Origin of the sequence: Bacillus cereus group sp. BfR-BA-01309, from assembly GCF_022664315.1 — a bacterium.
GTDB lineage: Bacteria > Bacillota > Bacilli > Bacillales > Bacillaceae_G > Bacillus_A > Bacillus_A mobilis.
Map to the genome: position 1 here is coordinate 513374 of NZ_JAKUHE010000001.1, position 21817 is coordinate 535190.

A 21817-nucleotide genomic window follows, 5' to 3' on the forward strand; every position below is an offset into this window, starting at 1 on the left:
GTAATAAATCTCCTCTTTCACTTACTTTTCATGTAAAAGGTTAATGTGAAATAAAAAAATCCAGCCATAAGAAGATTCTTACGGCTGGATTTCGTCTAGGAATGGGTAGACAAAGCAGCGATTTGATTATATTTTTTCTGCGCATCTTTTAATGCTACAAGGAGTGCTTTTTGAGACGAACCAAAATATCTATTTTTTATTTCTGTTACCAATAGTGGATCATTAATATTTTTATGTAGAAACAAATATTTAACAAATTTTGATGTTAATGCAATTGTCGCTGAGCAATCTGCATCTACAATTTCCCCTGTTTCCTTAACAAGTACAAATGCTACAAAATAACTTTTGAACTTTTCGGTAATAGGATTATTTTGAGGTGCTTTCGCATCCCCTACGACATAAATTGTATTTGAAGCGTACACAGCTATCTTCCTTTCTAATACGGGATAACGGTTTTCTTAATAGTCGTATGAGCGATAAACTCAACGTTGATTAAGAAATGTATCCGCTTACCTTGTATTATAATACAATTGACAGAATTTTAACAACATTTATTTCGGTATATATTCCATAATTATGAAAACAATTCAAACTCTTCATTTTTACAATATGTGATTGTTTCTTGTACCATGCCATCCATACATGAAAAAACAGCTAGCAATCGCTAACTGTTCTATGACACTACTTCGGCAACACAAATATAGTTTCATTTGACTTAGAAAATTGATATTCTTTTCTCGCAAATTTTAAAATTTCTTCCTCATCATCTGTTAAATTTTCTATGTTAGTCTTTAAAGATGTCTTATCTTTCTTTAAAGAAACCAATTGCTTTTTTTGATTCGTTATTGTATCCTTTTTTTCTACGATTATTTCTTGTTGTTTCGTTAAAATAAATTGAACGTACAAAGTAGCCGCCGCAATAAATATAAACATGAATATAAATCGCCTTAGTTTTTTCTTATTAACTGCCCGGTTCTCATTAGACTGTGATAGTTGTTCTTGTATATTAGGAACATTTATTCGCTTGAGTTTCCTCATTATGAAATCCCCCTAACACATATATTTTCACTACCATCGGCATGATCTCTTACTAACTGTAATTCTATTCTTATAAAATAAGCTCCTTCACAAAAATATCTCACAAATTAACCAATTAAAGATAACATTCGACGACATTTCCATATTTACATTAAATTTTTTTATGTATGCTGCCATAAAATAGTAGTTCCTGTTATTCTTTTTCTACTATTGTAGAAGAGTTTTTTTACATACGAAATTTCTCCTCGGTTTCACATAATTCAAGGAGAAAAAAGATGCATTTTCGTACATTCGATAAAACTGGAATTACTGATCCAGAATTAGAAGTTGGACCATAGATCAACTCTAAAGGCAATTACCTATATACATTCAATATAAAAAAGCCCAAATCGGGCTTTTTTAATTTTGTAAATCAATATCATATTCCATACTTTTTGCTGTTTCCTCAGCAACCTCCACACCTAACAAATTTTTCACAATATGAAATGACATGTTTATACCTGCTGAAATACCTGCCGATGTTATAATGTGTCCTTCATCTACAAATTTTACATTCTCCATTACTTCTACACGGGGAAAATCTTTTTTGAAAGTTTGAATACTAGCCCAATGCGTTGTTGCTTGTAACCCTTCCAGTAAACCAGCTTTCGCGAGTAATAGCGCTCCAGTACAAACTGAAGTCATTAGCTTTACTTCTTTCATTTGCTGTCGAACCCAATTTATTATAGTTTCATTTTTCACTTCATTTTCCCTAACGCCTTTACCACCTGGAATGATTAAAATATCAACTGGTGGTAAATCTTCAATACTATAATCCGGCTGTACCTTTAATCCGTTTCTTGCTGTAATCATTTCTCCATTTTGGCTAACTGTATAAACAGTAAATGGTTTTTCTTTATCCGCTTCGGTTACAGAAAAAACTTCAAATGGTCCTGCAAAATCTAACACTTCTACATCATTAAATAAAAATATGCCTACGCTCCATTTATTTATCATACGTTCACTTCCGGTTTTAAATGATGTAAAAGCTGATCATATCCTTTTTCTAACGCAATATCATACGCTGTTTTTCCATCATTTTTCTTAATCGCTTTATTAGCTCCATTTTCAAGAAGTAGCATAACTATTTCTTCACTTCCTAATAATGCTGCTTCATGTAATCCTGTCCAACCACCACTTTGTATAACATTTACATCCGACCCTTTTTCAATTAAGAAAGCAACAAGTTCACTTTGCTTATTCGCGATGGCAGCTTGCAAAGGTGTATTTTCATTTTCGTTTTTTGCTCTATTATGTATATCTGCTCCACTTTCTAAAAGAAAACTTGCTATCTCTTTTTGTCCAAAATAACACGCTAAATGAAGGAGAGTCCAGCCATCGTCACTAAATTCGTTAACAGCACTTGGATTCGTTTTTATAAACCCCACCACTTCTTCCTTATTACCACTTATAACAGCTTGTACTATTAATTGTAAAATTCCCATAATAATCTCCTATCTTTCAAATATTTAAGCATACTCTTCTATATGTTCTATTGATTATGCTATTTTCCTGTTAAAATAGAAGTTTACATAATAATATTATCAGACTAATTCATATCTTTTATTTTAAATATTAAAATTTTCCGTTAAAATAAAATAATTATGTTGAAGCGAATCTTGGAAGAATAACAGTGTGTGGTGAAGCTATGGCGATTGGAAAATCTATTTCAGAAGGCGATCATGAATTTGATACCATTGTAGCTGTTGCTCACCCACAGCCTCATGAAGATATAGAAAAATGTTGGGTTGTTGCTCCGTGTGGTATGTGTCGAGAATTGATAAGTGATTATGGAAAAAATACGAATATTATACTTTCTTATAATGGTAAACTTGTAAAATCTAACGTAATGGAATTATTACCTGAAAAGTATACAAGTGAAGTAGAATAATCATTCATACTCTCAACATATCAAATAATATTATTCCAATAAAAAAACAATCCATTTTTTAAAACGGATTGTTTTTTCATTTCTTTTTTATGCAGTGTATTATATTTTTCTATTTTTAACACTAATAGAATTATCATTAACAAAAATGAAATCCGAATATTAAAGCACGCATTGTAGTACGTTTTTCATTTGAAAATAAAAACAATATTTCTCATTACATTTGAAAAAACTTATTATAAACTCTCTAAATTCAGAAGTCTTATCATACCAATCTATAACAATTCTGTCTTCTTCCCTTACCCGTTTCCTTTAACACATATGATTTTAAAACTAGCGCCGTTAATGAATCCGTTAATGTTTTATATGATAAATTAGATAATGCTAATAGATCGTTCGTATATAACATTCTATGCTTCTCTAATAATAATAGTACTAATCGCTCAGACGGTTTTAATGCCTCGTCACTTTCTAGTATAAAGTCTATATTTTTCATTTCTCTATTTATGACTCCTTATATAAAAAAATACTTACACCTCTAATTTAATATAAAAATAATACACAACAAAATTTGAAGTATATTAAAATAACATCGTTTTAAAACACTATTATACTATAACATAGAAAAAGCATTTCCCGAAATAGGAAATGCTTTTTCTATGTCACTAATATGGTACTTCCAAACCTACATTATTTCTTAAACTCTTACCCGTACAATTCCCTCCTAATTTCTCTGGTCATCTAAAAGTATTTATAACAAATCAAGTTCTTTTAAAATGATTTAAATAAAAACGGTTAGTCATTCTAAATGACTAACCGTCTTCCAGCTTCTTCTCAATTAATATGTTCTACCTTATATATTTCTTACAATATGCGGCTTACTGTAATGACTTGTTCCACCGCCACCTACTGCTACTTTTCCACCTTTTTCAAAAATTAATAATTTACTTGAACCATCAGCCAGAAGTACTATTACTTCAGCATTATTACTCGTTGCTACATAAATTACATAACCACTTTTTGAAATACATGTTTCCCAATTCGCATCAAATTCTGATCTTACTACCCGGTTTGAATACACTTGATCTTCAATTCTACCTTGTTCTTCATTTTCCAATTTGATTCCTCTCCCTTCACTAAAATATCATTTATAATAAAATAACAGCCCTATTTAAAATAATGACTGACTTTAACATAAATAGTATATGTAATTAGTAGAAGAATGCTTGGACAATGCATTTATGATAACCTCACAACTAAAACAAGGGAATCGATATAATATCGACTCCCTTGTTTTCATACATAGTTCTTTATTTTTTGTTTCGCACAGCTTCAAAAGTAAACATTTGATTTGCATTTGACGGTTCTTTTTCATAAACATATTCAGCGGAGCAAGTAATGTTGGAGAAACCTATACTTTCTAACAGAAGTTTAAACTCTTCTATTCCATACCAGCGCAGCGCGAAGCGTTGTAGTTCTGTTTGTACTAACTGTCCTTTACTCCATTTTTCATATTTTAAATAGGATAGAGTAACTTGGTTCAGCCAATCTATTTCAATTGATTTATTTTCTAATGTAATTCCGTCTCCGCTCGGCAAAGAAAAAGTCGATGTATGAATTTCCCCAGTCTTCCAGTCATGCGGAAGCATAATATCTACGATTAATCGCCCGCCTGGATTAAGATGTTCATAAAAACATTTCAATGCGTTTATAGAATCCGTTCGATTTTCAATTAAACAAAAAGATCCAGTTGGAATGATAATTGCCTCATATTTATGTGGCAGTGAAAATTGTTGTAAGCTTCCTTCATATAAATGAGGATGTAAGCTTCTTTCTTCACATCGTATGCGGCACGATTCTAGCATTTCAGGCGAATAGTCAATCCCATCAACTGTAAAACCAGCCTCAAGAAGTGGTATGATAACACGCCCTGATCCAACTGCCGCTTCGAGAATTCTTCCGGTGCAATTTTTTAAACGTTCTTCGTAATACTCAATATCACCATTTAAAGAATAACCGACAGGCTTTGTGTAATCATACAGTTCCGTGCAAAGTGTACTATAAAAACTAAACATTTATTTTCTCCTCCGTTTTTTACGTACGGAAGATTTTCATTCAATTAATCTTCCTGTACCTTTATTTTTAATAAAAATTCGAAAGAGCTGACTGTCATAATATATCACTCGCTTTCCATAAAATATAATTATATTTTATAATATTCCACCCGAAATTAATACATGAAAATTCAGACTTATATTGAAAGGAGGATATGATGAATTCATTAATTGGGTTTATTTTTCTTCTTATTTCTTTTAATATACTGATTTTCATTATAGCAAAGAAATATCCACGAATATGGAAAATAGCTAGTGGTATTTTCATTCTTTCTTCCCCCATTGTTTTCTTCACCGCTTTACACGTAATTGGTGAAAAAGTAGGAGATGGATTTGCTGGAGGTTTTGCTGGGCTTGCCTTTAGTAGTTTATTGATCATAAATGCAATTTTTTTATTTATTGTAAGCATTTTTGTATCCACCAATAAAAATTCACATTAAATTCCCTATCTCAAAATGTAAAGAGCTTACTATGCAGTAAGCTCTTTATCCGTAACTATTTATTTCACAATTGGCAATGTCACTTCACTTAATTTCACTGTAAGATTCGTTCCCGCTTTCGGTCTAATTGTATAATCATAGTCACTAGCGAGTAAAACAACCCCTATTTGATGCCCCGCTTTAAATACATAATCATCTGGCTGCATGTCCCATGTGAATGTATAATCTTTACCTGGTTTAAGTGCTGTTGAATCTTTTATACTATTTAAGTTTTGAGGATCCATCCAACCTCTCGTAACAATTTCAGGCTTTGCTCCGCCATAATCAACAAGTAATGCTGTTAAATTTGATACAGGACGATCAATATTTCCTGTAATTGAAATCTTTGGTGTCCCGCTTATTCTCATATCTTTTTGTAATACCGGCATTGTATACACTAATCGATTTGCTACTTCTAATTCTGGGTTTGCTATTAATTGATTTGATTTCAGTTTTGCATCATCTACGAATGAGAAAACTTTATTTGCAGAGCCCATACTTAGTGGTAAATTAACTGCTTTGTTACTTAAATACATACGAACTTTTGACGGCACAGCCGATGGATCCGGCCAGTTTTTTAATTTTTCCCAAGTTTTATTTTCACGTTGTACATCAACCATTGGTTCATTCATAATTCCATTTTCAATTCCATATAACCAATAATCGAGCCATTTATTTTGTGTTTTTTGCCAGTCATTCGTTGAAGTCCCACCGTGTCCACCTTGATGTAACCACATTTTACGAGGAACATTATTTTCTCCAAGTGCATCCCACCATTGTGCGAACTGCTTCGTCTTAACATTCCAATCATTTAAACCATGAACAACAAATACGCTTGCTTTTACTTTTTTAGCATCTTTTACATAATTACGTTTATCCCAAAAATCATTATAATTACCAGTTTTCCGATCCTGGCCAGTTGTTAACTCTTTTATTACTTGTCCGCAAACTTCAGGATTTTCTCTTGTTAGTACTGCTTCTGCCATATTATCTGTATCTTCTCCTTGGTATCCACCTGGCGCAATGACTGCACCGTTTGCACGATAATAATCATACCAACTACTAATCGCTGCGATTGGAATAATTGTTTTTAACCCTTCAACACCAGTCGTCGCAACAGCATTCGGTAACGTACCATTATAAGATACTCCTGTCATACCTACATTTCCTGTTGACCAATCAGCCTTAACTTCCTCACCATTTTCTGTATATGCTTTCGCACGTCCATTTACCCAATCAATAACAGATTTTGTCCCTAATATTTCTTGCTCATCCCCAGTAGTTGGACATCCGTCTGACTTTCCAGTTCCAATACTTTCACCTAAAATGACCGCATAGCCTCTTGGTACATAATAATTGCCGTATGAACCAAGATTAACAGCCCCATACGGTTTGCTTTCATACGCATACAATTCTTCATCTACATTATATACAGGAACATCTTTTAAACCAGCTCGATATGGGCTCATTTCATATATAACGGGCACTTTCACATTAGGATCTGTTTTTGGACGCATAACCTTTACTGATACACGATCCTTTTTTCCATCTCGATCACTATCAACTTCCGTCTCTACAAATAGATTTTCGATAATTGCTTCATCAAGCGAGTAAATCGGCTTTGTCATCCCATTTTCTAATTCGATCTTCGTATTCGATTGTAGTCCTTCTGCAACTTTCCCATTTAACTTCACGTCATTCTCATTTATGTAGTTTGTTTCTTTCTTGTCTGCATACGCAGTCATACTAGAAACTCCTGATGTAACTGATAAAGATACGATTGTCGATAATGTAATTGCTATTTTCTTTTTCCCCATATTCTTTCCTCCCCATATATGTCTCCTTTTTACTATACGATAAAATCACTGAAAATTCAGTTTATATTTCATGCAATAACTTGAAAAATTGGTAGAGCACCATTTAAACGAGCTTTCGAAGTTATATATTCTGATTTACTACTCTCATATAATCAATAAAAAACATCGCCTAATAATAGACGATGTTTCTAATAGTATTTGAATTAGTCATTCTTCATATTAATATAAAATCGTATATCTCCCTCTATTGTAGAGACTCCATAATCAAAACCATGTCTTTCTAAGATGCTTTTCACAATCGCTAAGCCTAGTCCCGTGCCGGAATGTTCTTTACTACGAGAAGATTCTAAGACATAAAAAGGTTCCCAAATTTTATCGATATCTTTTATATGTTCTACATTCATACCATTTTGAATTTGAAAATATACACTGTCATTTCGTTCTTCTAAAGTAATTTTTATATGTTGATTTGCTGTATATTTTATCGCATTAGATATTAAATTTTGAAACACCATTTTCATTTTATTTATATCTGCATAAATAATTGCATCGCCAACATTATAGTTCACATGCAAATCAATTTCTTTCGATTCCAGTTCAATCTTATGCTTATCTAATATACTTTGGACTAGTGATACGATAGGAAATTGTTCTTTTTGTAAAACATCTCTCTCTAGTTTAGCAAATCGTAATAACTCTTCAATTAAATTCGAAATGTGATCCGTTTGTTTAATAATAGTATCTATGTATGTACCATCATCTAAACCATCTTTTATCCCCATAGAATATGCTTTTACTAATGCGATTGGAGTTTTTAATTCATGCGTTACATCACCCATAAATCGTTTTAAATGTTCATTTCGATCCGTTAAATCTTCATGTGCCTCATGTAATTTATCACTCATGACATTAATACTATTAGCTAATTCCCCTATTTCATCATTCGTTTTCACTTTCGCTCGTTCAAATTTCAAATTTGAAATATCTTCTGCCACATCACTTAATTCTTTTAATGGTTTGGTGATTGTTGTTGAAAGTATCCATACAAGGACGATAATGAGAAAAATCGTAATACCTAAAATGTACAAATAAAATGAATTTAACGTTTTTATTACTTCATTAGAATGTGCAATCGAAACCCCTACCAAAATCAGCATATCGTCTTTCGCAATATATTTCACAAAAAAGCTAGATTTCATCTTCTCTTGATCATATATTTTATTCGATTGCCCGAAGTGCTTTACTTTCGTTATTTCTTCTTTAGTAATCCAAAGTTTATTAAGTGCAACTCTTTTCCTTGAAAGTTGCATTCGTAATTCATCATTAATATGATCTTCTGAGTCTTTTATGGATGCATACGCAATCGTAACATTTCCTTCATTTTCAATGCTAGTAATTGCTTCATCCAGTTGTTTACTCGGTATGGACTGTATTTGTGCTGTTATACCTTCTAAGCTTTCTCGCGTTTTGTAAATATTATATTTCGGTAAAAAATAGTTAATTAATAATAAAGAGATTGTAAAAATAAGAATAACAGTTAAAGAAATGCTGAGAAATAGCTTTTTTCCAAGTTTATTCACTCTGCTCCTCCAAACTATATCCTAGCCCGCGGTGCGTCTTTATGATATTCTCTCCTACTTTTTTACGTAATCTTCTTACATGTGTATCAACAGTTCGCTCTTCACCAAAATAGTCAAATCCCCATACGATATCTAACAATTTTTTACGAGTTAAAATCATGCCTTTATGATTTAAAAAACACTTTATTAATTCTAGCTCTGTTTTTGTAATATCCAACTCTTTGTCATTTTTATAAACTTTATTTTTAGTGAAATCTATTTTCAAATCTTGAACTTGAATGACATCATCGTGCTGTATTAGCTTTTTCGCTCGCGTAATGAGTACGCCTGGATGAAATGGTTTTTTTACGTATTCATCTGCACCACTTTGAAGCGCTGCTAATTCATCTTCACTTTCACTTTTCGCCGTAAGCATTAATACCTTTACGCTTGAATTCTTTTTTATTTCTTGACAGACAGTAATACCACTATGTTTCGGCATCATCCAATCTAAAATAGCTAAATCAATTTTTTCATCAAAAAATATTTGAAGTGCTTCCTCTCCATCTTTCGCTAATAAAACTTCGAAGCCTTCTTTCTCAAAATAAGCTTTTAAAATTCTTAACATATCTTGTTCATCATCTGCGATTAATACTCTCATGCATGATCCTCCATTGCTTTTAAACAAAACCAATTGTATTATACAACTTCTTTGTTACATCAATGTGACAGAAAAATATTTGAACCTTTTAAGGGTATAGTAAAGACGAGGTGTTGTATCATGATTAAAAAAATCGGGGTCATTACTCTTCTTTGTTTCTTATTATCAACAAATGCGCTCGCAAATACTAATCAACAAATTGAAGTATTTGATTGTCAAAAAGAAATGGTCATTCAAAAACAATCTTTAGATCCAGCTATTCAAAAAGAAGCTGTTCAATATGCTAAATCCATTACTGGCCCATTCAAAAACTTAAACGTCGTTCCAAAAGATGGTCACATGATAAAAATCCCTTTATCTAAACCAGTTTCTATTACAAATCAATGGTTACATACAACAATTGATGAAGTACTTATTCTCCTCCCGCTTAATCAAAAACCTTATATTATGCTTTACGATGATGAAAACAACCCGCATTTTTATTATGTGAAAGGTGATCCGAAGGGATTATTGAAAGAAATGAATGTGAAACATAATTAAATAGAAACAAGAGACTTTATAAGCTTATAAAGTCTCTTGTTTTACTCATATAATACTTTAAAGTGACTAGACCCTTTATAAAATTCTCCTTTCACAAATCCATTTGCAGTATAAAACGCATTACCTTGTTTCGTATCCGTATGTAAAACAACCACTTTAAAATACTTTTCTGCATGAAATAACAATCGGTTTAATAACAAGTTCCCTAACCCTATACGACGGTAGTCCTTTGAAATATAAAATCTCCTTAATCGGCCAACCTTATTATTTTCTGTATATGGATCCTCATTTAACCCTCCTATTCCAATTAACTTTTCCCCTTGAAAAATACCATATAAACATTCACCAATTTTATTAAATGTGTTTATTTTATTTTCATAATCACTTATTAATTTTTTTAGGAAGTTAAAGCCTTCTTCTTCACTCTCTTGAACTAGATGATTGAATACATGTTTCTTCAAATTTTCTATTTCTTGAATATGTATATCTTTCAATTAAATTCCCCCCTTAATGTGAAAATGCATAAAAATGCTCTAGAATCATTTTATTCTGAGCATTTTTATGGTTGTTACTTTATTCAATTCATAGAATGATTTTTCTTCACTTCAGATGTAAATCGATAATATAATTGTTTAACTTCTATATATTTAAAGCTATTTGTACTCAAAAGTCATGAATAAAGCCGTTTAAGTAAATACATTTATAATATCTCTCAAATATTGTATTAGTTTATATATTCATCATTCTTCTCTAACAGACTCAAAATAAATTATAATTTGTTAATTGATATGTTTGTGTAACCACTGTTCAAATATCTTTAAATGTTCTACAGTATGAAAGTAATGTTCACCCGTCTCCATGACTTCTAATTCACAACGATATTTTTTTGTAAAATAATTCATAGTTTCAAATTCGCACAGTTCATCCTTGGCTCCGTACATAATATATGTATCTGTATTCCATGAATTAATAGGATGTTCTTTTACATAGCATAAATAATCCCAATATAATCTTTGACCAATCGGTGTCTCTATAGTCATTTCTTTTTGCAAAAGTTCTGGTGTTACATTAAACCATTTCATCATATTTTCGATAATTCGTTCCATATTAACTACTGGTGATAAAAATAATGCCTTTTCTATCACATCATTTTTATAGGCTAAAAGACTAAAATAAGCTCCGATACTACATGCAAACACACTTACTTCTTTCCAATGTTCTTTTGCGTAATTCATGATTATAGATAATTCACTAACACAAAACTGTACTTTACAAGGAGCATTATCATTTTTCCTATCTCCATGCTCAGGTAAATCAAAGCTTAATACTTGATAACCTTTTTGATTGGCTGCTTCAGCTAATATTTGAATAACTGCATCTTCCTTATTGGACATATTTCCATGTACTGCAATAAAAATTTTTTCACTCTTATCTCCCCATAAAACCGTAGGAATATTACTAATTTTAAAATTATCTTTAAGCATACTTTCCCCCGTGAAATAAGACATATAGGTATTGGCAAAAAACTGCACAATTTATAATCCTCTACTCAGTTTTAAAATAAATCAAACTATTACTGATTTATCACAAATGAATTCTACTTCACTAGTGGAAGAAGGCTTTTTATACAATTATATAATTTTTTTAAATGACTTTATTACCTCTGCACAACAGGAAATATCCCCTTCAACTCCAATAAATCATCTATTACTATATCCGCCTGAGCAAGCTCATCTTCTTGTGCAAAATCAAAATTACATCCAATCGCAATCAAGCCGTTATCTTTAGCAGCGTTTATATCAGATAACCGGTCCCCAACTACAGCTGCTTCTTTTATATTATATTTGTTTAAAATACTATTTACTAAGTCGCTTTTATTAAGTGAGTTTATTTGTTCAATACTAAATGTTTCAGTAACCCATTGGTCTAAATCATAATAAGATACGATTGCTCGTAAATATTCAGTTAAACCATTACTAGCAATATAAATTGAACAATTATTTTCTTTTGCATACGTGAAAATTTCTTTTACATTCGGGTATAAAGCACCTTTTCCACTCTTAATGTTTTCAATTAGTCTTTCTAAAAAATATGCATCAGTTTGTTCTCTTACTTCAAGAGAATGATTCGGTAATAAAGCTTCCCAAACTTTCGGTAATGGCACACCCATAATTTCACGGTATTTTTCAATAGGTGTCACCGTATCCCATAACTGTAATGATCTTAAGTGATTAAATGTATCATCTAACGATAATTCTAAAATTTTATCTGTTTGAAATAACGTACCGTCCATATCAAAAATTAATGCTTGTAACATTTCATTCTCTCCTTTTGAACTATAAGTATTACTCGATATCTTTTTCAGCATCTCAACGATAATTTCTGAACAATAATTTGCGGCAGTTCTTGCGAAATCATCATAGGAAACTTGAGCTTCATCGTCTGCACTGTCAGAAATACATCGTATAACGAGAAACGGTATATCATTTATGTGCGCAACATGTCCAATTGCTGCGCCTTCCATTTCTGTACAATGTGGTGCATAATCGTCTATTAATTTCGCTTTTAGTTTTGAATCTTCAACAAAACATTCACCGCTGACGATTCTTCCTTCATGAACTTCCATATGTAAACTACTACTATCGCATGCAATACGTGCTAACTCTACTAATTCCTTACTTGCGACAAATTCTTCTTGGAACGGGAATAAGTTTTTCATTTGAGTTTTATTTACATCATGATGGGTAACATTCGTTGAAATAACGATATCACCAACTTTTACATCTGGGTGTAACCCTCCAGCAACACCCGTATTGATGATAGCATCTACATCAAATTTATGAATTAATATTTGCGTACATGCGGCTGCATTTACTTTCCCTACACCAGAACGTGTAATAATTACTTCTGTTCCCATGAATTCGCCAATGTAAAAGGGCATTCCCGCAATCGTCTGTTCCTCTTGTATAGCTAGTTTTTCTAAAAGTAAGTCTATTTCAATTTGCATTGCTCCGATAATTCCTATTCTGTTCATGTATGTTGTCCCCTTTTTCACTCTAAATAAGCCTCAAATATTCATCAATATCTTTAGAAATTTGTTTATAAGCTTTATCCCAAAATGCATAACTTGTTATATCTATTTCAAAATGTTTTTTCATAAGCTCTTCCACTGGAGCTTTTCCTGTTTCTCGTAAAAACTCTTTGTATTTTAAATGAAAAGTACTTTTACTTTCTTTAGCTATTTCTAATAAACTAAAACTAGCTAAATACCCAAATATGTATGGATAATTATAAAAAGGTAAATCTGCTATATAAAACTGAACATATTTCATCCAAACAAACGGCTGATATTCTAATAATGCATTCCCGTATGCTTTTTCTTGTGCTACTATAGATAACCTCTCGATTTCATCAGCACTTAAAGGACCTTCTTTACATTTTTCATAAAAATTCTTTTCAAATTCAAATGATGCCCGAATTGCCATTACATAATTAAAACAGTTTCTTATTTTCCAACTAAGCAATGATTTTTTCATATCTATACTATCTGTTGTTTGAATTAGATAGTTTAACAGTATCGTTTCAAAGAAAATAGACGCCGATTCAGCCGTACTCATTGGCAAATAATCATCTAAAAAAGAAGTAGATTGCTCAAAACTCATATTATAAAAATGCCAAGCATGTCCTAGTTCGTGCGCAAGTACTCTTACACTATCGATACTTCCGTCATAACGCATAGAGATTCGTGATTCTTTTTCACTGAAAAATGGAGCACAAAATCCACCAGGTGGTTTATTTTCTCTCGGTTCCGCATCCACCCATCCACTCTCTATTGCATTCCGTGCAAATTCTGCTAGTTCTTTATCTATATTTTCAAACGTATCGTATATGTTTTGAACTGCTACTGAAAAAGGGATATTAACCTCATTATTTTCCTTTACGGTCATAAGTTCATGCCATGTAATCGAAGCTTCCCCCTTCTTACACACGTTTAAAGCACTTACTAATGTATCAAGATTTTCTTCTGTCGCATTCCACATTTGTAATAATACAGTTTCAGAAATACCATTCGCATGTAGAGATTGCGTTAAAATCTCTCTTTCTTCTAATTCATTACTCTTTGTATTGCGTAATCTCCCTATTTGATTTAAGACAGTAGCAAAGATTTCTTTTTCCTTATGTAAGGCACTTGTTAATAACTCGAATACTTCTAATCTTTCCTTTTCATTATCACTATTCATTGCAATATTATTTGCTTGGCCAAATGATAATTGCTTATTATCGTGCTCTATTTCCATTTTACCCCTTAATTGTATGTACATATTTTCCCATGCATTAAGTTCATCTTTTATTAACCTAGTATTAATATTATCGGAAGTTTCCACTTCACTTTGTTGTATTACTTGCTGCACTTCCCTTTTCAGATCTTTTACTGCCGTAGTCAATATAGTAATATTAGATGAAACACTTTCTTCAGCAGATTGGCAATACAAATAGTAGTCTGCTTTTTCAATAGCTTGTATAAGTTTTGAAAGAATCTCTACATCTTTTGTCGCATAATATCGTTCTTTCAACCCCAATATTGGAGTTAGAATATCCTCAATTGGATACAATCGATCTAAATCCCACTTAGCAATTTCATGCATTTTTATAGCCGCCTCCTATTTTTATAAATAGTTACAGATGTTTCTCCCTACACAATTATAAAAGAAATGGTAAAATTTTAATATCTTTAAATATTTAGATTTCTAAAAGCGAAGTCTTATTGATATTCTTTACTTCCGTTAATGAAACGCACATAGCATAAGCACATGAATGATACAGCCACTGGAATAAATATCACTCACCCAATAAAAGGAGGTTATCCAAAAAGTATAAAACATTTTACTTTTTGAATAACCACTTTAATTTTAAAATTCATAAAAGCTTCCGACTAAACTTTGCTTTTAATCTATTTTATTTTCAGCTGATATTTTAAAATACTTCGCAGATAATTTATAAGAGCGATTTTCATTATAAAAGTTACCTAATTCATAGGATAATTCAGCAACTAAACGCTGTTGGTTTTTTTCTACTCCTACTTCAATTGCTTTTTGCATATTTTTTTCATATTCATAATAATCCCCACGTATTTTGAATACTTTAGCTTTCAAACCATATAGTTGGACAAATGCAATTGGCACATCATAAATCGATAAAAAATGAAATGCTTCATTCATAACTTTATTAACATTTTTCCAATCTTTAAGTTTTATGTAAATCTCCAACATGTTTCGTAACGCATATACTTTTTGATCTTTCTGTGATAAAAATTCACTTAATTCCAAAGTTTTTTCGTAGTATTTAATGGCATTCGTATAGTCTTTTAAGCCTTGATAAATTTTCCCGTAATCATATGAAATTATAGGTAAATACTTTGAATCACCACTAATAGCCAAACTTTTTTCTACTTGCTGTAAAATTTCAAGTGCCTTTTCATATAACTCATCCATAATATACAATATTGCAAGCATTAAAAGTGCATTTATTACGTTTTTCTGCATACCATTTTTTCTGTATACGTTGTAAGCTTTTAAGGCATACAAACGACTAATACTTTTATCTTTATAAAGCTCCTTATATACATGACATAAATTATAGTATATATGACCATGTTGTTCAGTTTCTTCTACACCAAGTAAACTCTCTGCCTGTACATAAATATCATGCGCAGCAATGTAGTCTTGTTTATTATAAAAATATAAACCTCGGGCTTTTAAGTAATAAATATAATCTTCTGGATCTTGTAGTTCGACCTGACTTGGTATCATTTGCGAAGCTTGATCTATAAGCGACTTTACATGTAAAACGTTTTTTTGTCGGGCATGATAATATATAAGTACACCATATACCTTTAGTAATAAATGCATTGAATCCACTTCACGAACGTATAATTCTAACAAAGATAAGTCAGCTTCTGTAATACTTTTATCTTTTTTATATTTATTACATATTTTAAAAATAGTAAGCTTTATCTCCTCGTAATTTCCATTTATAAGATAATCGCTCTTAACTTCTAACTTTTTAGAAACCTTCGTTATAAAAGAAGATGATGGTTTGATTTTCCCACTCTCAATTCTACTTAAATAGGTTACTGAGCATATTTCTGATACGAGCTCCCCCTGTGTCAATCCTTTATGCATACGAACTTGCCGAATACGTTCCCCAATTTCCATCTCTCTACTCTCCCTGTTTAACCATTTCATACTTTTTACTAAATAAGCCATTATGTATTTCTTAATCTTTCATACTAAATAAAATGTATAATTTCATGAATGTAAAAAAATGTATCACCCATTTTGATTTTACATTCATATTATGATTATTTCTAGATACCTTGTTAAATATAATGGTTGAAATTTGATTTTTCTGACCACTTTTTTCATACAATTTTACTACTTGTTATTAACAAACACAGCATCATATACTTGCATTACGATAAACTTAATGAAAAAGATTTAATTACATGTAAACTATCATTCTTAAAATAGATCGAATGGTTAATTACATTTACCTAGTACATGGAAGACATCTATTGTAAATGAGCTCAATAGCTGAATTATCAATATCACATCCTAGAAATTAGTTTGTCGAATTATTCAATAAAAACGAAAGGATGATAAACATGATTGTAAGATTTAAAGATGAATCCGCACGAAAAATAGTAAGATATGTTGGAGGCGCTGCTTTACTTTTAATAATCGCTTCTTTCCTTTATCAGTGGAAAAATGACTTAGTAATTGATCAAACTGAAAGAGTCAGCTTTGGACTAGTTATCATTACTTTCCTATCTACTTTCTTACCTATTAAAGAGAAAGTTAATAAATAGACTCAATAAAGGAATTATAAATATCACATCCTGTACGTTAGTTTATCGAATTATTTATTAAATATGAAAGGATGATAAATATGATTGTAAAACCTAAAAACGATTCAACACGAAAAATAGTAAGATATGTTGGAGGAGCCGCTACTCTTTTAATACTAGCATCCTTCCTTTATCAGTGGAACAATGGTTTAGTAGTTGATGATACTGAAACATTTGGTTTCATGCTAGCCTTCACTGGTTTCCTATCTACCTTCATACCTACTAAAAAGAAAGTTACTAACTAATATAAAATTACATATTTTCCATCCACATAAAACAATTATATTAGAATTAAAAAGGATTGATCAAAAGATCAATCCTTTACTCTACTTCATTTAAGAAGAACAATGTTAACGCACCAGGTCCTGTATGCGCTCCGATTGCTGCTCCAATTGTATTTACGATAAATACTTCACAGCCAAATCTTTCAGTAATTAATGCTTTTAATGCTTCAGCTGTTTCTAAGTCATCGCCATGAGTCATAGCGATTGTTTGACCTTTAAGGTCTTTTCCGCGCTCTTCCATAATATCTACAATTCGGCTTAGTACTTTCTTTTTCCCTCTTACCTTTTCAAGTGGTACAAGTTTTCCTTCTTGCACGTTTAAGATCGGTTTAATGTTTAGTAAACCACCGATAAAACCAGCTACTTTACTTAAACGCCCACCTCTCACTAAGTACTGTAAGTCAGCTACTGTGAAGATATGTTCTATATGGTTCATTAGAAAATCGACACGTTTTAAAATATCTTCTTTTGATGCGCCGTCTTTCGCCATTTTAGCAGCTTCTAATACGACAAGCCCTTGACCAAGCGAAGCACATTTCGTATCGATAATGTCTAAATCTAAATCAGCATATGTTTCTTTCACTTCTTCTTTAATAACAACTGACGATTGATATGTACCAGATAGTTCAGATGAAAAAGCTAAATATATACAAGGATTCCCTTCTTTTGCATAAGAAACAAATTTTTCTTGGAAAGTTTCAAGTGAAGGCAATGACGTTCTATAAACAGCGCCTTCTCTCATTTTTTGCAATAATGTAACTGACTCTAATGTAACTCCATCTAAATACTCTGTTTCTGCTTCATCATAAACACGGAGTGGAATTAAATCAATATCATATGCTTGCAGCAATTCTACCGGTAAATCCGCCGCACTATCCGTAATGATTTTAACACCCATTTTTAAACCTCTATTCTGTTATAAATATAAAAAATATAAAATAAAAATAGTACTTTTAAATTATATACGTAAAACTTAAATGAAGAAAGGAAAAGACTTTATATTGTATGCACTATTCTTCAAAACTTGAACTGTTATTAAAAATCATCTAAATTTAACCGCTTTACATTCTGTATAATAAAAATATATCGAATTTTCCAAAGGAGTGATACAAATGAGTATTCAACTAGCCACCTCTAATGATTTAGAATGGATTAATAATCAATATAAATCGATAGGATTTGTACCCAGTGATTTAAAACGCGATATCGTGGCAATCATTACATATGACAATTCGTATGCAGGTGTTGGTCGTTTAGTCCAAATAGATAAAGATACTATAGAAATGGGTGGGATTTTTATTCTCCCTCAATTTAGGGGTCTACAATTAGCTGGGGAACTTGTTTCATTTTTAGTAGAAACTGCGAATAAATTACAAGTACAAGATGTTTATTGTCTTCCTTTTGAGGAATTAGAAAAGTTTTATATGAAATATGGCTATACGGAGGTCGATGCTACGAAAGAAGCTGTTCATCCAATTATTCTAAAAAAATATAATTGGTGTTTAGATCATTATGATAAGCATGTTTTATTATGTAAGCTGTAAGTGCGCCTAAAGAGAGCGTATATCAAAATATAAATTATCTCTCCCACTTAACTAAGAACCGTACTTTATTTGGTCACCATCAGCTTCTACAAGAGATACAATTACTACATACGTCTCCTTTTCCCCCAACATTACATTCGTATAAAAGATTATTTTGTTTAAAGTTACCTTAAATCGTATTCCAATAAACCAATCAGAAGACGAATTCCTATATAATACAATTAAGTAATAAAAAGGAGCGTTATTCATGATAGATGTAATAAGACTCGTTATCTTTATTGTAGTTGCAATTGGTGCCATTTTTAACATTTACCTAGAGTTTAAAAAACCTAAAAAAAGTATATTCTCAATCGTTTTTCTATCAGTACTCTTTATCGGAGCATCAGGTTTAATCAAAGATATTTTATCTAAACTTATATAGTTATTTGATTAAAAATTACTGTTCCGTCAATAATGTAAATAACATGATTGTATTTCTCCATTCTCCCTTGGAGAGGAGCAGTTAGCTTTTGCTAGCTGCTCTTTTATTTAAAACGAATTCAACTATTATCCACAAAATAAGTATCATACGCCTTATCAAAAACATATCCTAGCTTTTCAGCTAGTTTAGCAGATGTAGTATTTGCTGCATCCCAGTTTGGATATATCTCTTTTTCTAAACAATCCAAGATTAATGCTGCACTAACTATAGTCGCCAATCCTTTTCTTCTATGATTGCGATCAGTCGCCACTTCGATTTCAATACCATCATCATAAATGCTGTATGATGATGCACCGCATACAACTGCTCCGTTGTACAAAATACTATACCCTATACCTCGGTTTAAATAATCTTCTACTGATTGAAATTGACTTGTAAAATCTTCAGAAACCTTATGTAATGTAGGGATATTTACAATATGTTCATCTATTCTTCGTAACTCGTATCCTTTTGGAAGCGAAGATATAAAAGATTGTAATTTTGAACGATCAAAAACTTCCGCATTACGTTTGAATTTATAGCGTAAAAACTTATCTATTTTTCTTTCGTAACATGTTTCTAGGCGTTTTTTCCACTCTTCACTATTTGCGATTACTAACATTCTATCAGGAATGTTACGTATTAATTCTTCAGTTTCTTTCGCATTCGAATCCCCAGCGTAAAATGTAAAGATCCCTACCGTAACTTGCACTACTGTTGGATTTTCAAGATCATTTACCCAAGCAGTGCCCATATGTCCTTGTAAATAAGAAAGTAAAACAACATTATTGAAATCTTCGAACATAGTAACTAATTTTTCTCTCGTATATATATTCGCTTCATATATCATTCGCATTCCTTCTTTCGTTAGAATCAATGTACTTCTACTTTTTTCATAAGTCCTTTTATTCTACATATAAGCAAACTTCTACTAAACTTCATATTATTATAAATTATTCATAAATATAAAATTATTATAACATCTAATAATAAGTAAATGGCTGTCCTGTAACAAGAGGTTTACATATAATATACTTAATAATAATTCGCAATCTATATTTTATTATGTAAAAACCCTCAACATTAGTTTAAGGGTTCATTTAAATACATATGTTATAACTCATTCTTATAAACAAATGATTCTGTTCCTCCGTTTTTATATACTTTAGTCACTTGAACAACTGATGTGTACGTATTATCATCATTCGATATCATCTTTTTCATCTCTTCTATCTCAGTATTACCAGCTCCACTCTCGATTTTCAAACAGTTCGAGATGTTGAGATATCCACTCGATGCGAAAAGAATAATAAACGTAAGATCTGGGAAATTAATGAACAGTATTCCAAACTTTACAGGATTCGCATCCGTATCAGATAAAACTAATCGAAAGTTTAATAGTTCAGGCACTTGAACAAAATCTTTAGAAACAATCGCTTCACCTATTATAGTAATTTGCTTTACGACATTCCCCATCTCATCTATAAACTCAGTACAACTAGGTGTATCAATTGTTTTTGCTTGTAGTGATACATTCAACTCAGGATTATGAAAGTCGAAAAAGAGTGTACTTCCCTCCGTTAAACATTGCGGACAAACATTTCCAAGTAGACTAAAATCCTCTTCAATAAATTTAACTTTCGTTTTGCAGCTACAAACTTTTCCTATTCGAATTGCATCAATTCTCGAGCAATCTACAAAGATAACCTCATTGTCCTCTTGTACGAAGGATACGATTCCATTCCTCTTATTAAATGAAAGAAAATAAGATACAACAATTTCGTTTCCGGCGATTACAATACTCTCAACTTTTGTAGAAGGCTCTAGATTTCGCAAAAATTCACAAATACTATTTTGGCAACATCGATAATTTCGTTTCGGCTCACAACCCACTTACACTCCATCCCTTCTCTTTATATTTTATCTAATACATATAATATGAACGGCTTATAAAAAAGCTTGGACAATATAACTTTAAGCTCGGAATATAATTACTTACTCATCACATTAATAGTGAAATTACGTCAATAATGAGTAATAACACATAAATTCTTCTATAAATACATATAACAATTTCATCTTTCATGAAAAAAACGTTATAATAAGGTGTAGCCTCTACGATTACGTTATAAAGGAGAATAAAACAATGGCTAAAATTAAAGTATACCAAGCAAAAGAAGAAAATATGGAAGCAGTAAAAAACATCATTGATGTTGAGGAACAAAACCCAACTGCCGAAAACTTACAAAATCTATATGCATGTGTATTAGAAACAGAAGATATGGCATTGCCTGAATCATACATTGAAGAAGATATCTTAATTGATTCTATGGAAGTTATGGTTAACGCTTCTCAAAGCAAGCTAAGAGACTTAGGTGCATACGATGTAATCGAAGTTCAAAACAAAGGTAAGAAAACACAAGTTTTATTATTAGCAGACGAAGAATACGAAATTATCGAAGGCTAATCTAAATCCGTACATACGAA

Annotated in this window: 25 protein-coding genes and 1 pseudogene; 7 read left to right on the forward strand and 19 right to left on the reverse strand. The window is 31.4% G+C overall.

The window, feature by feature from the left end:
* Positions 1–95: 95 nt before the first annotated feature.
* From MR115_RS02645 to MR115_RS02660, 4 genes are all read right to left on the reverse strand, one after another.
* A complete protein-coding gene (locus MR115_RS02645; protein WP_242239741.1) occupies positions 96–422 on the reverse strand; it encodes a DUF3870 domain-containing protein in 327 nt (108 codons plus the stop codon).
* Positions 423–681: 259 nt separating this feature from the next.
* Positions 682–1038, reverse strand: coding sequence for an FtsB family cell division protein (locus MR115_RS02650; protein WP_097818102.1), 357 nt, complete (start codon positions 1036–1038; stop codon positions 682–684).
* 399 nt (positions 1039–1437) lie between these two features.
* Positions 1438–2034 carry a DJ-1/PfpI family protein gene (locus tag MR115_RS02655; protein WP_242239742.1) on the reverse strand — a complete coding sequence of 199 codons (597 nt, stop codon included), beginning with the start codon at positions 2032–2034 and terminating at the stop codon, positions 1438–1440.
* Positions 2031–2522 (reverse strand): ankyrin repeat domain-containing protein, encoded by a 492-nt coding sequence (locus MR115_RS02660; protein ID WP_242239743.1) that lies wholly within the window; start codon positions 2520–2522, stop codon positions 2031–2033. The genes MR115_RS02655 and MR115_RS02660 overlap by 4 nt, the downstream gene beginning before the upstream one ends.
* Before the next feature lie 158 nt (positions 2523–2680).
* Here MR115_RS02660 and MR115_RS02665 point away from each other — a divergent pair.
* A pseudogene (locus MR115_RS02665) lies at positions 2681–2968 on the forward strand (cytidine deaminase); the annotation flags it as partial.
* Positions 2969–3230: 262 nt separating this feature from the next.
* On the opposite strand, the gene MR115_RS02670 reads toward MR115_RS02665, so the two are convergent.
* The 3 genes from MR115_RS02670 to MR115_RS02680 form a co-directional block, all read right to left on the reverse strand.
* On the reverse strand, positions 3231–3461 hold the full coding sequence (locus MR115_RS02670) for a hypothetical protein (RefSeq protein ID WP_000789031.1): 231 nt from the start codon (positions 3459–3461) through the stop codon (positions 3231–3233).
* 357 nt (positions 3462–3818) lie between these two features.
* Positions 3819–4082 (reverse strand): hypothetical protein, encoded by a 264-nt coding sequence (locus tag MR115_RS02675; RefSeq protein ID WP_097863467.1) that lies wholly within the window; start codon positions 4080–4082, stop codon positions 3819–3821.
* 193 nt (positions 4083–4275) lie between these two features.
* Entirely contained in the window at positions 4276–5040 is a 765-nt protein-coding gene (locus MR115_RS02680) for a class I SAM-dependent methyltransferase (RefSeq protein WP_242239744.1), read from the reverse strand.
* 194 nt (positions 5041–5234) lie between these two features.
* Between MR115_RS02680 and MR115_RS02685 the strand changes: the two genes are divergently transcribed.
* On the forward strand, positions 5235–5519 hold the full coding sequence (locus MR115_RS02685; protein WP_304657877.1) for a hypothetical protein: 285 nt from the start codon (positions 5235–5237) through the stop codon (positions 5517–5519).
* Between the two features lie 59 nt (positions 5520–5578).
* Here the strand turns inward: MR115_RS02685 and MR115_RS02690 are convergent, their stop codons facing one another.
* From MR115_RS02690 to MR115_RS02700, 3 genes are all read right to left on the reverse strand, one after another.
* Positions 5579–7375: a Xaa-Pro dipeptidyl-peptidase gene (locus MR115_RS02690; protein WP_242239747.1), complete on the reverse strand. Its 1797-nt coding sequence runs from the start codon at positions 7373–7375 to the stop codon at positions 5579–5581.
* Between the two features lie 203 nt (positions 7376–7578).
* Positions 7579–8955: a sensor histidine kinase gene (locus MR115_RS02695; protein WP_242239749.1), complete on the reverse strand. Its 1377-nt coding sequence runs from the start codon at positions 8953–8955 to the stop codon at positions 7579–7581.
* Positions 8948–9595 carry a response regulator transcription factor gene (locus MR115_RS02700; protein ID WP_061679693.1) on the reverse strand — a complete coding sequence of 216 codons (648 nt, stop codon included), beginning with the start codon at positions 9593–9595 and terminating at the stop codon, positions 8948–8950. Before MR115_RS02700 ends, MR115_RS02695 begins: the two co-directional genes overlap by 8 nt.
* Before the next feature lie 120 nt (positions 9596–9715).
* Between MR115_RS02700 and MR115_RS02705 the strand changes: the two genes are divergently transcribed.
* A complete protein-coding gene (locus tag MR115_RS02705) occupies positions 9716–10135 on the forward strand; it encodes a hypothetical protein (protein ID WP_242239751.1) in 420 nt (139 codons plus the stop codon).
* 41 nt (positions 10136–10176) lie between these two features.
* On the opposite strand, the gene MR115_RS02710 is transcribed toward MR115_RS02705, so the two are convergent.
* The 5 genes from MR115_RS02710 to MR115_RS02730 all read right to left on the reverse strand — a co-directional run bounded on the left by MR115_RS02710 (position 10177) and on the right by MR115_RS02730 (position 16350).
* Positions 10177–10629 (reverse strand): GNAT family N-acetyltransferase, encoded by a 453-nt coding sequence (locus MR115_RS02710; protein WP_242239755.1) that lies wholly within the window; start codon positions 10627–10629, stop codon positions 10177–10179.
* A gap of 285 nt (positions 10630–10914) precedes the next feature.
* Entirely contained in the window at positions 10915–11619 is a 705-nt protein-coding gene (locus MR115_RS02715; RefSeq protein ID WP_242239757.1) for an alpha/beta hydrolase, read from the reverse strand.
* Between the two features lie 173 nt (positions 11620–11792).
* A complete protein-coding gene (locus MR115_RS02720; protein ID WP_242239759.1) occupies positions 11793–13169 on the reverse strand; it encodes a 5'-methylthioadenosine/adenosylhomocysteine nucleosidase in 1377 nt (458 codons plus the stop codon).
* Positions 13170–13191: 22 nt separating this feature from the next.
* Positions 13192–14781 (reverse strand): M3 family metallopeptidase, encoded by a 1590-nt coding sequence (locus MR115_RS02725; protein ID WP_242239761.1) that lies wholly within the window; start codon positions 14779–14781, stop codon positions 13192–13194.
* A 300-nt stretch (positions 14782–15081) separates the two neighbouring features.
* Complete coding sequence (locus tag MR115_RS02730; RefSeq protein WP_242239763.1) at positions 15082–16350, reverse strand: helix-turn-helix domain-containing protein; 1269 nt, start codon at positions 16348–16350, stop codon at positions 15082–15084.
* A 449-nt stretch (positions 16351–16799) separates the two neighbouring features.
* On the opposite strand from MR115_RS02730, the gene MR115_RS02735 reads away from it, so the two are divergent.
* Together MR115_RS02735 and MR115_RS02740 are read left to right on the forward strand one after the other, a co-directional pair.
* Positions 16800–17003, forward strand: a complete 204-nt coding sequence (locus MR115_RS02735) for a hypothetical protein (protein ID WP_016129684.1) — start codon at positions 16800–16802, stop codon at positions 17001–17003.
* Positions 17004–17083: 80 nt separating this feature from the next.
* Complete coding sequence (locus tag MR115_RS02740) at positions 17084–17287, forward strand: hypothetical protein (RefSeq protein ID WP_098208896.1); 204 nt, start codon at positions 17084–17086, stop codon at positions 17285–17287.
* A gap of 76 nt (positions 17288–17363) precedes the next feature.
* On the opposite strand, the gene MR115_RS02745 is transcribed toward MR115_RS02740, so the two are convergent.
* Positions 17364–18224 carry a DegV family protein gene (locus tag MR115_RS02745; protein ID WP_242239765.1) on the reverse strand — a complete coding sequence of 287 codons (861 nt, stop codon included), beginning with the start codon at positions 18222–18224 and terminating at the stop codon, positions 17364–17366.
* 214 nt (positions 18225–18438) lie between these two features.
* Here MR115_RS02745 and MR115_RS02750 point away from each other — a divergent pair, with 214 nt between their 5' ends.
* Positions 18439–18870 (forward strand): GNAT family N-acetyltransferase, encoded by a 432-nt coding sequence (locus MR115_RS02750; RefSeq protein ID WP_242239767.1) that lies wholly within the window; start codon positions 18439–18441, stop codon positions 18868–18870.
* A gap of 51 nt (positions 18871–18921) precedes the next feature.
* On the opposite strand, the gene MR115_RS02755 is transcribed toward MR115_RS02750, so the two are convergent.
* The 3 genes from MR115_RS02755 to MR115_RS02765 all read right to left on the reverse strand — a co-directional run bounded on the left by MR115_RS02755 (position 18922) and on the right by MR115_RS02765 (position 21223).
* The gene (locus tag MR115_RS02755; protein ID WP_186369186.1) at positions 18922–19170 is read right to left on the reverse strand and encodes a hypothetical protein; all 249 of its coding nucleotides are present in this window, start codon (positions 19168–19170) and stop codon (positions 18922–18924) included.
* 239 nt (positions 19171–19409) lie between these two features.
* On the reverse strand, positions 19410–20180 hold the full coding sequence (locus tag MR115_RS02760; RefSeq protein ID WP_061679681.1) for a GNAT family N-acetyltransferase: 771 nt from the start codon (positions 20178–20180) through the stop codon (positions 19410–19412).
* A 263-nt stretch (positions 20181–20443) separates the two neighbouring features.
* Positions 20444–21223, reverse strand: coding sequence for a BC_2878 family exosporium-associated protein (locus tag MR115_RS02765; protein WP_242239770.1), 780 nt, complete (start codon positions 21221–21223; stop codon positions 20444–20446).
* 253 nt (positions 21224–21476) lie between these two features.
* On the opposite strand from MR115_RS02765, the gene MR115_RS02770 reads away from it, so the two are divergent.
* Positions 21477–21797, forward strand: coding sequence for a hypothetical protein (locus MR115_RS02770; RefSeq protein WP_001062734.1), 321 nt, complete (start codon positions 21477–21479; stop codon positions 21795–21797).
* The last annotated feature ends 20 nt before the right edge of the window (positions 21798–21817 follow it).

What these genes read in the sequence shown, in the direction of transcription:
- MR115_RS02650 (WP_097818102.1), bottom strand. Translation starts at nt 1,038, where the DNA reads ATGAGGAAACTCAAGCGAATAAATGTTCCTAATATACAAGAACAACTA.
- MR115_RS02655 (WP_242239742.1), bottom strand. Translation starts at nt 2,034, where the DNA reads ATGATAAATAAATGGAGCGTAGGCATATTTTTATTTAATGATGTAGAA.
- MR115_RS02660 (WP_242239743.1), bottom strand. Translation starts at nt 2,522, where the DNA reads ATGGGAATTTTACAATTAATAGTACAAGCTGTTATAAGTGGTAATAAG.
- MR115_RS02670 (WP_000789031.1), bottom strand. Translation starts at nt 3,461, where the DNA reads ATGAAAAATATAGACTTTATACTAGAAAGTGACGAGGCATTAAAACCG.
- MR115_RS02680 (WP_242239744.1), bottom strand. Translation starts at nt 5,040, where the DNA reads ATGTTTAGTTTTTATAGTACACTTTGCACGGAACTGTATGATTACACA.
- MR115_RS02685 (WP_304657877.1), top strand. Translation starts at nt 5,235, where the DNA reads ATGATGAATTCATTAATTGGGTTTATTTTTCTTCTTATTTCTTTTAAT.
- MR115_RS02690 (WP_242239747.1), bottom strand. Translation starts at nt 7,375, where the DNA reads ATGGGGAAAAAGAAAATAGCAATTACATTATCGACAATCGTATCTTTA.
- MR115_RS02700 (WP_061679693.1), bottom strand. Translation starts at nt 9,595, where the DNA reads ATGAGAGTATTAATCGCAGATGATGAACAAGATATGTTAAGAATTTTA.
- MR115_RS02705 (WP_242239751.1), top strand. Translation starts at nt 9,716, where the DNA reads ATGATTAAAAAAATCGGGGTCATTACTCTTCTTTGTTTCTTATTATCA.
- MR115_RS02715 (WP_242239757.1), bottom strand. Translation starts at nt 11,619, where the DNA reads ATGCTTAAAGATAATTTTAAAATTAGTAATATTCCTACGGTTTTATGG.
- MR115_RS02720 (WP_242239759.1), bottom strand. Translation starts at nt 13,169, where the DNA reads ATGAACAGAATAGGAATTATCGGAGCAATGCAAATTGAAATAGACTTA.
- MR115_RS02725 (WP_242239761.1), bottom strand. Translation starts at nt 14,781, where the DNA reads ATGCATGAAATTGCTAAGTGGGATTTAGATCGATTGTATCCAATTGAG.
- MR115_RS02730 (WP_242239763.1), bottom strand. Translation starts at nt 16,350, where the DNA reads ATGGAAATTGGGGAACGTATTCGGCAAGTTCGTATGCATAAAGGATTG.
- MR115_RS02735 (WP_016129684.1), top strand. Translation starts at nt 16,800, where the DNA reads ATGATTGTAAGATTTAAAGATGAATCCGCACGAAAAATAGTAAGATAT.
- MR115_RS02740 (WP_098208896.1), top strand. Translation starts at nt 17,084, where the DNA reads ATGATTGTAAAACCTAAAAACGATTCAACACGAAAAATAGTAAGATAT.
- MR115_RS02745 (WP_242239765.1), bottom strand. Translation starts at nt 18,224, where the DNA reads ATGGGTGTTAAAATCATTACGGATAGTGCGGCGGATTTACCGGTAGAA.
- MR115_RS02750 (WP_242239767.1), top strand. Translation starts at nt 18,439, where the DNA reads ATGAGTATTCAACTAGCCACCTCTAATGATTTAGAATGGATTAATAAT.
- MR115_RS02755 (WP_186369186.1), bottom strand. Translation starts at nt 19,170, where the DNA reads ATGGCACCAATTGCAACTACAATAAAGATAACGAGTCTTATTACATCT.
- MR115_RS02760 (WP_061679681.1), bottom strand. Translation starts at nt 20,180, where the DNA reads ATGATATATGAAGCGAATATATATACGAGAGAAAAATTAGTTACTATG.
- MR115_RS02770 (WP_001062734.1), top strand. Translation starts at nt 21,477, where the DNA reads ATGGCTAAAATTAAAGTATACCAAGCAAAAGAAGAAAATATGGAAGCA.